This window comes from Haloarcula sp. MBLA0138 (genome assembly GCF_055632455.1).
On sequence record NZ_CM145746.1, the window covers coordinates 2,691,261 to 2,703,881 of the forward strand.

13 protein-coding genes are annotated in these 12,621 nt (G+C 68.8%); 7 read left to right on the top strand and 6 right to left on the bottom strand.

Annotated elements, in window-relative coordinates; translation table 11 throughout:
• Position 1 precedes the first annotated feature (1 nt).
• The 3 genes from phoU to ACV7JO_RS14360 are packed head-to-tail and all read left to right on the top strand — an operon-like array spanning position 2 to position 2,505.
• The gene (gene phoU / locus ACV7JO_RS14350) at positions 2–676 is read left to right on the top strand and encodes a phosphate signaling complex protein PhoU (RefSeq protein ID WP_470354094.1); all 675 of its coding nucleotides are present in this window, start codon (positions 2–4) and stop codon (positions 674–676) included.
• Positions 676–1,713 carry an AbrB/MazE/SpoVT family DNA-binding domain-containing protein gene (locus ACV7JO_RS14355; RefSeq protein WP_470354095.1) on the top strand — a complete coding sequence of 346 codons (1,038 nt, stop codon included), beginning with the start codon at positions 676–678 and terminating at the stop codon, positions 1,711–1,713. The genes phoU and ACV7JO_RS14355 overlap by 1 nt, the downstream gene beginning before the upstream one ends.
• Positions 1,714–1,758: 45 nt before the next feature.
• On the top strand, positions 1,759–2,505 hold the full coding sequence (locus ACV7JO_RS14360; RefSeq protein WP_470354096.1) for an MBL fold metallo-hydrolase: 747 nt from the start codon (positions 1,759–1,761) through the stop codon (positions 2,503–2,505).
• Between the two features lie 17 nt (positions 2,506–2,522).
• On the opposite strand, the gene ACV7JO_RS14365 is transcribed toward ACV7JO_RS14360, so the two are convergent.
• Positions 2,523–3,587, bottom strand: coding sequence for a type II glyceraldehyde-3-phosphate dehydrogenase (locus tag ACV7JO_RS14365; RefSeq protein WP_470354097.1), 1,065 nt, complete (start codon positions 3,585–3,587; stop codon positions 2,523–2,525).
• Positions 3,588–3,873: 286 nt separating this feature from the next.
• Between ACV7JO_RS14365 and ACV7JO_RS14370 the strand changes: the two genes are divergently transcribed.
• Positions 3,874–5,049 carry an aspartate kinase gene (locus ACV7JO_RS14370; protein WP_470354098.1) on the top strand — a complete coding sequence of 392 codons (1,176 nt, stop codon included), beginning with the start codon at positions 3,874–3,876 and terminating at the stop codon, positions 5,047–5,049.
• Between the two features lie 3 nt (positions 5,050–5,052).
• Here the strand turns inward: ACV7JO_RS14370 and ACV7JO_RS14375 are convergent, their stop codons facing one another.
• The 3 genes from ACV7JO_RS14375 to ACV7JO_RS14385 form a co-directional block, all read right to left on the bottom strand.
• The gene (locus ACV7JO_RS14375; RefSeq protein WP_470354099.1) at positions 5,053–6,597 is read right to left on the bottom strand and encodes a globin-coupled sensor protein; all 1,545 of its coding nucleotides are present in this window, start codon (positions 6,595–6,597) and stop codon (positions 5,053–5,055) included.
• A 163-nt stretch (positions 6,598–6,760) separates the two neighbouring features.
• Positions 6,761–8,125 (bottom strand): ABC transporter substrate-binding protein, encoded by a 1,365-nt coding sequence (locus ACV7JO_RS14380; protein WP_470354100.1) that lies wholly within the window; start codon positions 8,123–8,125, stop codon positions 6,761–6,763.
• Between the two features lie 62 nt (positions 8,126–8,187).
• The gene (locus ACV7JO_RS14385; RefSeq protein WP_470354101.1) at positions 8,188–9,528 is read right to left on the bottom strand and encodes a M61 metallopeptidase family protein; all 1,341 of its coding nucleotides are present in this window, start codon (positions 9,526–9,528) and stop codon (positions 8,188–8,190) included.
• A 332-nt stretch (positions 9,529–9,860) separates the two neighbouring features.
• Between ACV7JO_RS14385 and ACV7JO_RS14390 the strand changes: the two genes are divergently transcribed.
• A complete protein-coding gene (locus ACV7JO_RS14390; protein WP_470354102.1) occupies positions 9,861–10,301 on the top strand; it encodes a TRAM domain-containing protein in 441 nt (146 codons plus the stop codon).
• A gap of 14 nt (positions 10,302–10,315) precedes the next feature.
• Here ACV7JO_RS14390 and ACV7JO_RS14395 read toward each other — a convergent pair whose 3' ends face one another.
• Together ACV7JO_RS14395 and ACV7JO_RS14400 are read right to left on the bottom strand one after the other, a co-directional pair.
• On the bottom strand, positions 10,316–10,543 hold the full coding sequence (locus ACV7JO_RS14395) for a hypothetical protein (protein WP_470354103.1): 228 nt from the start codon (positions 10,541–10,543) through the stop codon (positions 10,316–10,318).
• Between the two features lie 51 nt (positions 10,544–10,594).
• Positions 10,595–10,876 (bottom strand): DUF7091 family protein, encoded by a 282-nt coding sequence (locus ACV7JO_RS14400; RefSeq protein ID WP_470354104.1) that lies wholly within the window; start codon positions 10,874–10,876, stop codon positions 10,595–10,597.
• 197 nt (positions 10,877–11,073) lie between these two features.
• Between ACV7JO_RS14400 and ACV7JO_RS14405 the strand changes: the two genes are divergently transcribed.
• Together ACV7JO_RS14405 and ACV7JO_RS14410 are read left to right on the top strand one after the other, a co-directional pair.
• A complete protein-coding gene (locus tag ACV7JO_RS14405) occupies positions 11,074–12,009 on the top strand; it encodes a replication factor A (RefSeq protein ID WP_470354105.1) in 936 nt (311 codons plus the stop codon).
• Complete coding sequence (locus ACV7JO_RS14410) at positions 12,009–12,617, top strand: RPA family protein (RefSeq protein WP_470354106.1); 609 nt, start codon at positions 12,009–12,011, stop codon at positions 12,615–12,617. The genes ACV7JO_RS14405 and ACV7JO_RS14410 overlap by 1 nt, the downstream gene beginning before the upstream one ends.
• The last annotated feature ends 4 nt before the right edge of the window (positions 12,618–12,621 follow it).

Consider the following 12,621-nt stretch of genomic DNA (forward strand, 5'->3'; position numbering starts at 1 on the left):
GATGACCCGCGAGACCTACCAGCAGTCGCTCTCGGACCTCCGGGCCGACGTGGTCGAGATGGGTGCGACCGTCGTCGGCCGCGTCGAGACCGGACTCGACGCGCTCGAAACCGGCGACGAGGCGCTGGCTCGGGAGGTCGTGGACGGCGACGCCCCGATAAACGAGACGTACCTCGAACTGGAGAGCCAGTGTATCGACCTCTTCGCCCTCCAGCAGCCCGTCGCCAGCGACCTGCGCTTCCTCGCGGCCTCGTTCAAGATACTCACCGACATCGAGCGGGTCGGCGACCTCGCCACGAACCTCGGGGGGTACGCGCTCGCGGCCGACCCCGAGCGCACGCCCGACGTCGCCATCGACGACATCGGCCGCGACGCCGTAGCGCTGCTCGAACGGAGCCTCGCGGCCTACGAGAGCGGCGACGCCGACGCCTGCCGGACCATCGCCGCGGCCGACGACGACATCGACGCACTGTGCCAGCGCGCCAGCCAGCGGGTCGTCCGCGACCTCGTCGAGCGCGAGGCCGGGGCGGACCTCTGGGCCGTCGAGCAGTTGCTCGACGACGTCTCGCAGGTGCTGCTGACGGTCCGGGACCTCGAACGCATCGCCGACCACGCGGTGAACGTCGCCGCACGGACGCTGTACATGGTCGAGAACGACCCCGAACTCATCTACTGATGGAGACACGCAAAGTCCAGCAGGTCGGCGGCGGCACGTACACGGTCTCGCTCCCCAAGGAGTGGGCCGAGGCCGCCGACATCGACCCCGGCTCGACGGTGGAGCTCCACACGCACATCGACGGCGTCCTCGTCGTCCAAGCCCAAGCCGACGCCGCTTCGGCGCTGGGCCGGGTCGCCGTCTCGGTCCCCCACGACGACCCGGCGTGTATCGAACGGGCGCTGCGGGCGGGCTACGCCGCCGGCGCGACGGAGATACGGCTCTCGACGACGGCCCCGGTCACCGCCCAGCAGGAGCGGGCCGTCGAGCGGGTCGCCCGGAACCTCTCGGGGCTGACCGTCACCGAGACCGGCGAGCGGGAACTCGTCGTCCGGGTCCTGCTCGACCCCGGCGAGGTGTCGGTGACTCAGTCGGTCCGCCAGCTCCGCTTCGTCGCGCTGTCGGCTCACCGCGACGCGATTGCGGCACTGACCGGCCCCGCGACCGTCGAGAACCCCGGCGACCGCGACGCACAGGCCGACCGCCTGTACGCCATGGTCGACCGCTACTTCCAGCGCGCCATCGCGCGCCTCGACGAGGTCGACGCGCTCGGGCTCACCCGCCCGCGACTGTTCGCGCTGTGGACGACCGCGCGCGAACTCGAACGGGTCGCAGACCACGCCGAGCGGGTCGCCCGCGTCGCCGCCGAACTGGAGACGCCGGTCGACGACGCCGTGGCGACCCCGCTGTCGGACCTCGGCGAGCAGGCCCGCGCCGTCGTCGAGGACGGCGTCCGGTCGGTGCTCGACGACGCCGGCCCGGGGCCGGCCCGGACCGCGCTCCACGCCCGCGACGAGGTCCGCGACGCCGCGACCGCCGTCGACAGGCGGTTGTTCGAGGCCGACGACGCCCCCTACCGGCTCACCCGCGTCGTCGACAGCCTCGCCCGAACCGCCGAACACGGCGGCAACGTCGCGGAGTTCGGTCTCCGGACCGCGGTCCGGGACGGCGGGCTGGCCGACGGGACCGACGCGGCGACGGCCGACCCGAGCGACTGACCCAAGCACGGACGATTTATACCCTCGCTCGCGTACCGGCCGACAATGACCGTCCGACACGACGGGCTCACCGTCGAGTGGCTCGGCTACGCCACCATCCGCCTCGCCGGCGCGGACACCGTCGTCTACATGGACCCCGGCCGTTACGGCGTCCTGACCGGCGAGTGGGAGCCCTACGACGAGGACGCCGGCCACCCGCCGTCGCGGGAGTACGACGCCCGGGACGGCGACGTGGTCTGTGTGACTCACGTCCACCACTACGACCCGGCGGCGATAGAGCGCGTCGCGGCCCCGGACGCGACGGTCGTGGCCTTCGAAGGCATCGAGGGACGCGACCGCGAGCGCGACCTCCGACCCCTCGCCGACCTCCCCTACGAGGTGGTGACCGTCGGGATGAAGGACCAAGTGACCGTCGGCGACACGCCCGTCTGGACGACGCCGGCGTACAACGAGCCCGACGGCCCCCACACCCGCCCCGACGGGACGCCGTACCATCCCGAGGGGTTCGGCTGTGGCTTCCTCGCGGCCGTCGAGGGGACCCGCTGTTACTGGCCCGGCGACACGGACGTGCTCCCGGGCCACCGGACGCTGGAGGTGTCGCTGTTCTGTCCGCCCATCGGCCAGCGGTTCACGATGGACCGGCTGGAGGCTGCCGCGCTCGCCCGCACCATCGACCCGGACCTCGTGATGCCGGTCCACTACAACACGTTCTCGACGCTCGCGGCCGATTCGCGGACCTTCGCCGCGGACGTGGCCGCCGCTGGCGTCCCGGTCGTCCTCGACGAGAACTAGCGACAGCGGTAGCCGTCTCAGTCGTCGGCCGCGCCGTCGATGCGGCGGGCGTCGGTCTCGTGTTGGACCAGCCCGCGGCCGACGCCCAGCGCCTCGTCGGTCCGATGGATGCTCTTGGCGGCGTCCGCGGTCCGCTCGGAGAGCGCCCGGACCGCGTCGATGTTCTCGGGCACCACGTCGGCCTCTTGGTGAATCGCCTGAAAGAGGTAGAGGTCCCGCCCCTCGACGGTGACCGACTCCGCCCAGATGCAGTTCTCCCAGACGTCGCCCCGGGGCCGGCCGGCGTCGCGGGTGTACTCCTTGAGTTTGCCCGCGCCGTCGATGCCCAGCCGCTCGGGGATGAGAAACAGCCGGCGCTCGTCGGCCAGCAGGTCCCGCACCTCGGCCGCGGTGGGCGCGGATTCGAGCGTGACGTTGACGCTGTGTGTGTGCATCTGCGTCGTCGGGACCTTCATCCCCATCGTGTCGATGTCGAGGTCGGGGAACACCGTCTGCACGTCCGGGCCGTGGTGGGAGGGGATTTCGACGGGGTCGGGCAGCGTGTCGTTGATGGGGCCACGGGAGGTCTGACCGGGGTCGCCGCCGCGGCGGACGAGCGTCACGCGGGCCTTCTCGACGCCGTAGGTCTCCCGCAGGGGCGAGAGCAGGCGCGACAGCCCGGTCGTGTTACACGAGACCACGCGGGCGGTGTCGGCTCCGACGGCGGCCTCGTAGTTGGCGCGGGCGTTGAAGCTCACCTCGGCCACGTCGGGGTCTTCGCCCCCTTGGAAGATGGCCGGCGTGTCGTGGTCGGCGTACATCGGGGCGTTCTCCGCGCCGACGCCGCCGGGGGTCGTGTCGACGACCACGTCGCTGACCTCGACGAGGTCGTGGACGGTCCCCTCGGTCGGCAGGCTCGCCGAGTCGAAGGGTTCGCGGCTGTCAGCGGCGTACAGGTCGTAGCCGCGGTCGTGCGCGATGGTCGCCTCGAAGTTCGGCGAGCGCTTGGCGACGCCCGCGACGGTCATGTCCGGCTGTGCGCGTACCGCGTCGGCGACGCGCTTCCCGATGGTCCCGAAGCCGTTGATGCCCACGTGGAGCATACCTACGCGTTTTCCGAGCAACAGTATATTTCTTGTGTTTATTTATTAAAGAAATTAACTCAGATAGTAGTTCTACCGACGTGCGTCAACTTCCCGCACGGCGTCGGGTTTGGAGGCGTCGGCTACCGCACCGCGAGCGGCCGGTGGCGACCGAACGACGACACCCATTCGAGCGACGCAGCGACGGGTCGCCGACCGCGCCGGGGCGGGCGAGATGAACACAGTTATCCCGGGTGACGGATAACCCGCTGGCAATGACTCACGCACACACAGTACGGGTGGTAGCATGCGCGTAGTCGCCAAGTTCGGCGGGACAAGTCTCGGCAGCGGTGACCGCATCAACCGGGCGGCCGACTCCATCGCCGCGGCGGTCCACCAGGGCCACGAGGTCGCCGTCGTCGCCTCCGCGATGGGCAACACGACCGACGAACTGCTCGACGACATCGACTACGACGCCGACGAATCCGACCGCGCCGAGATCGTCTCGATGGGCGAACGGACCTCCGTGCGGATGCTCAAGGGTGCGCTGGCCGCCCGGGGCATCGAGGCGATATTCCTCGAACCCGGCAGCGAGGACTGGCCCATCATCACCGACGAGTACGGCGAGGTCGACGTCGAGGAGACCCAGCGCCGGGCCAACGCCTTGGCGGGGCAACTCCCCCACGTCGTCCCGGTCATCACCGGCTTCCTCGCCGAGGACCGTCAGGGGAACGTGACGACGCTCGGCCGTGGCGGCTCCGATACCACGGCCGTCATGCTGGGCAGCTACATGGACGCCGACGAGGTCGTCATCGTCACCGACGTGGAAGGCGTCATGACCGGCGACCCCCGCGTCGTCGAGGGCGCGCGCAACGTCGGCGAGATCTCGGTCGACGAACTCCGCTCGCTGTCGTTCCGCGGGGCCGAGGTCGTCGCGCCGTCGGCGCTGTCGTACAAGGACGCCACGCTCGGCGTCCGCGTCGTCCACTACCAACACGGCGACCTGTTGGCCGGCGGCACCTCCATCGAGGGGGAGTTCCAGAACCTCATCGACATGCAGGAAAAGCCGGTCGCCTGCGTCACCGTCGCCGGTCGGGCCATCCGCAACAGTCCGGGCATCCTCGGCGAACTCGCCTCGGCGATCGGCGAGGCCGACATCAACATCGAGGCCAACTCCTCCGGCATGGACTCCCTGACGTTCTACGTCGAGGCGTCCGACGCCGACGAGGTCGAAGCCCTCCTCCACGACCGTATCGTCGACGACGAGACGCTCTCCTCGGTGACCGTCGAGGACGGTATCGCCGTCCTCCGCGTGACCGGGGGCGACCCGGCACAGTCGGACATGGTCAAGCGGCTGGTCGACCCGCTCTCGGAGGCCCACATCCACCTCTACGACGTCGTCACCTCCGCGACCTCCGCCTCGGTGTTCGTCCCGTGGGACGACCGCGAGCGCGCGCTCGAACTGATTCAGGGCGTCTTCTGAGCGTCAGTCGGTCAGCCGGCTGACCGTCCGGCTCACGTCGTCCAGTGTCGCCGCCTGCTGCTGGTTCGCCGCCGCGATGTGTTCGACCTCGTCGGCCACCGTGTCGGCCTGTCGGACGAGTTCGTCGAGCATACTCGACACCTCTTCGGTACTCGCCGCCTGGTCGTCGGTCGCTTCGGACACTTCGCGGATACCCTCGGCCGTCTCCCGGACCGCCTCGGCGATGCTGTCGAGCAACCGCATCGCCTCTTCGACGCGCTCGATGCCACGCTCTATCTGTTCTGTCGTCGTCGACAGGCTGTCGACGGTGTCGGCGGTGTCGTCCTCGATAGCGGCCACGAGCGCCTCTATCTCGCTGGCTCGCTCCTGTGCGTCGCCCGCGAGGGACTTCACCTCGTCGGCGACGACGGCGAACCCGGAGCCGGCCTCGCCCGCGCGGGCGGCCTCGATGGAGGCGTTCAGCGCGAGGATGTTCGTCTCGCTGGCGATGTCGTTGATGACCTCGACCACCGCGTCTATCTCGCCGACCCGCTCTTGCAGGGCGTCGACGTCGGTCGCCACCTCGTCGACGGCCGACCCCACGTCGTCCATCACCGTCATCGCCTCGTCGGCGGCCTCTTGCCCGTCCTCGGCCAGCGTCTCGGCCTGCTCGCTCGTGGCTTCGACCTCCGTCGCACTCGCCGCGACCTCCTCGACCGTCGCGCTCATGTCTGCGACTTCGCCGGCGATAGTCTCGACCCGCTCGGCCTGTTCGTCGGTCAGTTCGGCTATCTGCTGTGAGGAGTCGGCGACGTCGTCGGCGGACCGGCGGAGTTCGTCGAGGGGCGCTTCGAGGTCCTGCTCGACCTCGCGTGCCAACCGCTCCTGTTCCTCGATGGCCGCGTTGAGTTGCTCGCTGTAGGAGTGGATGTACGTGTCCGCGACGACCTGCATGTCGAGGTTGATAATCCGCAGGACGGACATGACCGTCTCGCGGAACGACTCGACTTCGGCGGCGACGACGCGTTCGATGTCGGTCCCGGCGTCCTCGCTCTCGACGACCGCCCCGCCGTCGGCCGCCGGCTCCGCGAGGCGGTCGACCAGCCGCGCCTCCAGCCGCTCGGTCAACAGCGGCAACAACAGGTCGTAGTAGACGCCGTACTGACCGATGTACTGCTTCATCGGCATGTCGAGCACGTCGTGGAGCTTCCCGATTCGGGCGCGGTTCCGGAAGTACTCCTCCCCGTACTCGCCGTCGGCAAGTGTGACGAAGTAGGCCGCCTGTGTCTGCTTGAGCGCGTCCAGCCCCTTCGGCGACCGACCCATCACTTCGGTGGTCTCCTCGTACTGCCTGAGGTTGTCGTAGAAGCGCTCGCCGATGGCCTCCGCGTGGTCCTCGAACAGATCCCTGAGCGACGCCAACCGCTGTGCGTCGGCGTCGGTGAACCCGACGAACTCCTTTCGCCACGCTATCTCGTCGGCGTCGAGCCCGATATCGTCGAGGAGCGCGTCGGCGTCGACGCGGTCGTTCAAACCGCCGTTCCCGAACATCTGTCCGTACTCCGTCATGGTCCGACAGAGGCCGTCGGATAATAATGAACCTTCTCTTGCGTTATCACTGCTGAGTCTGGCGGCGACGGAACGCTGACCGGCTCGCGGCTCCGGCTTCGAAAACCGTCCGAATCGGCCGTTACAGGCCGTCCCGGACACTCCGAGAAAGACGACGAGTCGCTTACTGGCTGTAGGCGTTCGTTATCTGGCTGATGACGTCGCTGTTGGAGGCCCCGGAGATGAACGACGACATCGCCGAGGTGACCCCGGAGTGGATTTCGGGGGCCGCGGCCAGCCCGTGGGCGACCGACGGCGGCTGTGCGTCGCTGTTCTGGAAGTCCTCGATCTGGTTGGCCGAGAACTGGTTGAACGGCTCGGTGGAGACGTCCGACCGGGGCGGAATCGAGCCCTTGCCGGGATTGAATATCTCTTGGGCCTCGGCGGTCCCGACGAAGCGACACCACAGCGTCGTCGCTTCCGGCGACGGGTTGTCGATGGGGTAGGGGAACGAGTCCATGACGAGCGAGTAACTCCCCTCAGTGCCCGGGAACGGGATGTAGTCCCAGCCGTCCTGATACGCGAAGTCGTTGACGTAGTACGTGCTGGCGGCCCAGTCACCCTGATGGATGAAGCCGGTCTCGCCGTTGATGATGCCGGTGTTGGCCTCGGTCCAGGAGATGGAGCCGGCGTCGCTGGGGTAGAACTCGCTGTACTCCCGGACGATGTCCAGCGCCTCCGCGATGGTGTCGGAGTTCGCGTCGATGTTCCCGTCGACGAACGTCGCCGAGAAGGTGTCTGGGTCGGTCAGCCCGAGGAAGACGGTCTCGACCAGCTGCGTCGTCGACCACGGGGAGTTGGTCTGGTGGGCCATCCCGGTGTAGCCGGCGTCGCTGACGGCCTGCAGGGCGTCGACGAGGTCGCCGGGCGAGGAGAGGCTCGACGGGTCGACGCCCGCGTCCTCGACGACGCTGACGTTGTAGAACACGTTGTTCAGTCGGTGGATGTTCAGCGGCACCGTCACGTAGCTCCCGGACGGCTGTGCGGCCTGCTGGGGGCCGGCAAGATAGGCGTCTTTCATGCCGTTCTGGTTCCAGACGGACTCCTCGATGTCCTCGAGCAGGTTGGCGTCCGTGTACGGGAGCAGCGCCTTCCCCGGCCAGTTCTGCCACGTGGAGGGGTGGTTGCCGTTCTGGATGCGGGTGCGGATGTTGGACTGGAGGTTCTGTCCGGCACCGCCGGCGATGAGGTTGTCGTCGAAGTCGACGAACGGGTACTGCTCGGTGAACGCGTCCATCACCGACTGGATGGCTTCGAGCCCGTCGCCCTCGCCCCACCAGTGGGCGACTTCCAGCGCGTTCGTCGTCGTCTGGGTTCCGCTGTCACCGTCGCTCCCGCCGTCGCTCCCGCCGTCGGAACCGCCGCTACCGCCGTCCGAACCGCCGTCGCCACCGCCGCCACAGCCGGCCAGCGATGCGGCCCCCGCCGCACCGGCGATTCGAAGCGCGTTCCGACGTGTCAGCCCTGTCTGCGTATCGTCGTCAGTCATGTTGTACGCCGTCGTCTATGTCCTTCCAGTATTTCAGCGTACTCCTGACACAAGCGATTGTTTCACCTACGCCGGCGGCGCAACGCCGCCGCTCCGACCACCGTGGCCGCCGCGCCGACAGCGAGCGGGAACACGGGGGCAGCCGCTCCCTCGTCCGTCCCGCTCAGCGCCTCGCCGCCGCCCCCGTCGGCGTCTGTCGCTGCTCGCGCGACGGCGCTGTCGGCCGCCGCGTCGGTGGCGCTCGCGGGCGAGTGCCAGTAGTCCGTCCCGGTCGGCGTCGCCGTCGGGTCGTCACCGACTGCTGGTGCCGTCTCGGGAACTGCGGGCGCACGGCTGGTCACGGCGGCCCGGACGTATCCGTCCACGTCCTCGCCGGCCACCGCCGAGACGGCGCTGACGAACGCCGCCAGCGTGACCGGTCGGTCCCGCTCGGAGAGCCGGACCAGCACGTCACGGAACGACTTGTTCCCGCGAGTCGCGCGGCGGATTCGCGCGTCGAGCGCGCCGACGACCCGCGCACCCTTCGCGTACTCGACGGCGGGGTCCTGCCACGCGTCGGGGCGGGTGAGGTCCGCGTCCCGGTACCGGTCGGTCGTCAGCCGCCGCCGGAAGGTCCGCTCCTCGATGTCGCCGCTACGCAGCGTCGTGACCGCGGTGAAGTACTCCGCGCTGCCCTCGTCGAGCCACTCCATCGCCGCGGTCGTCGCGTAGGTCTGTCGGGTGTGGCGGTACTCGTGGACCCAGACGTTCCGCGGCGTGGCGACGGGTTCGCGCGCGCTGACGACGACATCCGGCTCGCCGTTCTCGGGTGTGTACCCGCCCGGTGCGAGCGTCTGCGGCGCGACGAAGACGGTCACGCGGTCGTGTCGCGGCCCGACGGCGGTCTCGCGTTGCGCCCGGGCGACGGTGTCGAGTACCGCGGCTCGGTCCGGTCTGAGTTCCGCCGCCGCGGGGACGACGAGCGTGACGTGTCCCGCCCCGGTGTCGCGGGTCACCGTCTCCGCGGGACCGAGGTAGGCCACGGTCGTTCCGGCGACGCCCCGCTGGCCGTCGGCGAGCGCCAGCGTCTCGTTCCACCCCGGGTCGGCCCCGCCGCGCCAGCGCCAGCGGGCGTGGACGCTTATCTCGCGCCGCGTCAGGAGCGTCCAGTTCGCCGTGTCGGCCGTCCGCTGGCCGAACGTCGTCGTCAGCCCGACCGGCGCGAGGTATGTCAGCCGGGCGGTGTCACCGCCGGCGTCCCAGCGCCAGCGGTCGCCGGCGGGCCTGAACGGCCCGGGGTCGGTGACCGTCGCGTTCGCTGGCGGGCGAAGAGCCAGCCCGGTCACGCGCTCAGGCGCGTCGACGACGGCGGTGACCCGGACGACGCCGGTCCGCTCGGGCACCCGCTCGACCGTGTAACTCACGCTCGTCGTCGACTCCGCGGAGTCTGTCTGTGTCTCTGGCCCAGTCTGTACCGCCCCGACCGCCGGGACGCTGGCGACGACAACGAGACACAGTAGCGCGCCGAGTTTTTCCGGGAACATATATAATGGTTCCTCACGGAATCGGCCGTATACATATAGGTGGTGTAACACAAAAGGGTTGCTGGCTTGATTATCGAAGCTGATATCAACTCTACGAGGTCGGAATAAATCACTCTAGAACGAATAAACAGCGGTTCCGTGAGTATCGGGGCCGAGAACGGGACTGTGTGGCTGACACAAGCGTTTTGCGGTGTGCCGGTGTAGGAGGAGGTATGCCGGAGTGCCCGTTAGCGGAGGAATGCCCGAGTTTCACGGAGCGAATCGAGGGGATGGGGTGTACGCACTACGGGGACCGCGGGGGCGCGGAGTGGTGTAATCACTACAACCAGCCGATTTCGGAACTCAAGAGCCAACCCGTCCAACCCGGCCAAGAGGTCGTCGTCGAGGTCGACGACATCCACGAGAGCGGGGCCGGCGTCGGCCGCACCGACGACGGCTTCATCGTCATGGTCGACGGCGTCCTCCCGCCCGCTCGCGCCCGCGTCGAAATCACGAAAGTCCGCTCGAACCACGCCCGCGCCGACGAACTCGAACGTCTCGAACGCGACGACAACGACGACGCCGACGAAACCGACGACCCGGACGCCACCGCTGCCGACGAAGACGACGACAGCCAGCGACTCGGCAGCCGCGACAACTTCTGGGGCAGCTGAACGAAACCACCGACTCAGAGCCGCTCCGGCCGTTCAGCCGACGCGTTCCCGCCGGTTGCGAGCTGCCAGACGAGGACGCCGAGCGAGACGAGCGCGACGCCGGCCGTGGCGATGTAGCCCCGGCTCCCCACCTCGTAGAGTTGCGTGGGGAAGTAGGCGGCGAGGACCAGCAGTCCGACCGCCGTCAACCCCACCAACAGCGGGACTACGGTCAACCAGAACCGCCGCGCGACACCCTCCATGCGCGACACTGTCGGCGGGTGCGGTTATTACGTTTGTGCCACCCGGCCGAGTCACGTCTCGCCCCAGACCTCGATACTGCCGTCCCGGATATCCTCGACACAGCCCTCGCAGTCGGGATGTGCCGCCTCGAAACAGCCCGGCCGCCCCGCCGCGTCCAGCGAGACGGCCCGTCGCTCGGCGTAACGGCGACAGACGACCCGCGCGCGGCCGTCATCGTCCCGTGGGAGCCCCGCGGCCGCGGCCCGCTTGCCGTCGGAGTAGGCCCGCTTGGCGTCCGAGAGCTGTCGCCCGGCGGAGCGTAGGAACCGCGAGAGCCGGTCGCCGTCGGTCATACCTCACCTATCGGCCCGCGACAAATCAATCTTCCCGCGCTCCCCGCGACACGGCCGTCGCCGTGGCCCGCTCGTCGGCGGTTGTCGGCCGCTCGCCCGGGGTTTCACTTCCACCCCGCCACGCGAGGGTTTATGTCCGATGGGGGCCAACCGTCGACTGTCTCCCATCGAAAACAAGGCGGAGACAGTGAACGCCAATGACAGACGATTTGCGTACCCACGCCGAAGAGATACACGAGCAGTTTGCCGACCAGCTAGAGGTCGACGTCGACGACATCGTCGAGCGACTCGACACGCTGGTCAACGAGTACAAAGTTCCCGCGAGCGAAGCCCGCCGTAGCGTCGTCAACACTTACCTCGACGAGGCCGGGATGGACCGCGACGACCTCGCCGGCGGCGGCGGCAACGAACTGGTCGACGTGGCCGACATCGACGCGCCCGAGGAGTGGATCGACCTCCGCGTCACAGTGGTCGAACTCTGGGAGCCACGCGCCGACGCCGTCGCACAGGTCGGTCTACTGGGCGACGAGACGGGGACGGTGAAGTTCACCAAGTGGTCCAAGTCCGACCTCCCCGAACTCGCCGAAGGCAACTCCTACGCCCTGCGAAACGTCGTCACCGACGAGTATCAGGGCCGCTTCTCCGTGAAGCTCAACCGCACGACGACTATCGAGGAACTCGACGAGGAGATAGAGGTCGGCGACGACGACATCGTAGTCGAGGGCGCGCTGGTCGACATCCAGTCGGGCTCGGGCCTCATCAAGCGCTGCCCGGAAGACGACTGCACGCGCGTCCTCCAGAACGGCCGCTGTAGCGAACACGGCGAGGTCGAGGGCGAGTTCGACCTCCGCATCAAGGGCGTTCTCGACGACGGCGAAGAGGTGACGGAGGTCATCTTCGACGAGGAGGCGACCGAGCAACTCACCGGCATCTCGCTGGCCGAGGCCAAGGAGATGGCGATGGACGCGCTGGACACGACCGTCGTGGCCGACGAGATGGCCGAGGGCATCCTCGGGCGCTACTACCGCGTCCGCGGCCCGACCTTCGGGCGCTACGTGCTCGCCGACGAACAGGAACGGCTCACCGGGGCCGTAGACACCGACGAGGTTCTCATCAAAGCGAGGTCGATATAATGGTGAGTACACCCACCCGCGAAGTCGCCCGGCGCGTCTTCGCCAGCGAGTTCAACGACGCGAGCTACACGTTCAAGGAGTCCGACGACGACCGCGCCCCGGTCTACGTGCTGTTGCCGACCGGCCAGCGCGCCAACCGCGTGTTCCTCGTCGGGACGCTGACCGAGACCGAAGACGTCGGCGAGGACAGCGAGTACTGGCAGGGTCGCGTGGTCGACCCCAACGGTGACACGTTCTTCATGTACGCCGGCCAGTACCAGCCCGACGCGGCGTCGATGCTGCGCGAACTGGAACCCCCAGCCTACGTCGCCGTCGTCGGCAAACCGCGAACCTACGAGACCGACGAGGGCGACGTGAACGTCTCCGTCCGCCCGGAGTCCATCTCCGAGGTCGACGAGGCCACGCGGGACCGCTGGGTCGCCGAGACCGCCGAGCGCACGCTCGAACGCATCCAGCGGTTCGCCGACAGCGAGGCCGACGACCCCGCGACCGACGAGTACGTCGCGATGGCCCACGAGGAGTACGACCGCCCCGTCGAGAACTACCGGCAGTCCGTCGTCGGCGCACTGGAGAGTCTGCAGGACGAACAGGCCGCCAGCGCCGACTGACGCC

What these genes read in the sequence shown, in the direction of transcription:
- phoU (WP_470354094.1), top strand. Translation starts at nt 2, where the DNA reads ATGACCCGCGAGACCTACCAGCAGTCGCTCTCGGACCTCCGGGCCGAC.
- ACV7JO_RS14355 (WP_470354095.1), top strand. Translation starts at nt 676, where the DNA reads ATGGAGACACGCAAAGTCCAGCAGGTCGGCGGCGGCACGTACACGGTC.
- ACV7JO_RS14360 (WP_470354096.1), top strand. Translation starts at nt 1,759, where the DNA reads ATGACCGTCCGACACGACGGGCTCACCGTCGAGTGGCTCGGCTACGCC.
- ACV7JO_RS14365 (WP_470354097.1), bottom strand. Translation starts at nt 3,587, where the DNA reads ATGCTCCACGTGGGCATCAACGGCTTCGGGACCATCGGGAAGCGCGTC.
- ACV7JO_RS14370 (WP_470354098.1), top strand. Translation starts at nt 3,874, where the DNA reads ATGCGCGTAGTCGCCAAGTTCGGCGGGACAAGTCTCGGCAGCGGTGAC.
- ACV7JO_RS14375 (WP_470354099.1), bottom strand. Translation starts at nt 6,597, where the DNA reads ATGACGGAGTACGGACAGATGTTCGGGAACGGCGGTTTGAACGACCGC.
- ACV7JO_RS14380 (WP_470354100.1), bottom strand. Translation starts at nt 8,125, where the DNA reads ATGACTGACGACGATACGCAGACAGGGCTGACACGTCGGAACGCGCTT.
- ACV7JO_RS14390 (WP_470354102.1), top strand. Translation starts at nt 9,861, where the DNA reads ATGCCGGAGTGCCCGTTAGCGGAGGAATGCCCGAGTTTCACGGAGCGA.
- ACV7JO_RS14395 (WP_470354103.1), bottom strand. Translation starts at nt 10,543, where the DNA reads ATGGAGGGTGTCGCGCGGCGGTTCTGGTTGACCGTAGTCCCGCTGTTG.
- ACV7JO_RS14400 (WP_470354104.1), bottom strand. Translation starts at nt 10,876, where the DNA reads ATGACCGACGGCGACCGGCTCTCGCGGTTCCTACGCTCCGCCGGGCGA.
- ACV7JO_RS14405 (WP_470354105.1), top strand. Translation starts at nt 11,074, where the DNA reads ATGACAGACGATTTGCGTACCCACGCCGAAGAGATACACGAGCAGTTT.
- ACV7JO_RS14410 (WP_470354106.1), top strand. Translation starts at nt 12,009, where the DNA reads ATGGTGAGTACACCCACCCGCGAAGTCGCCCGGCGCGTCTTCGCCAGC.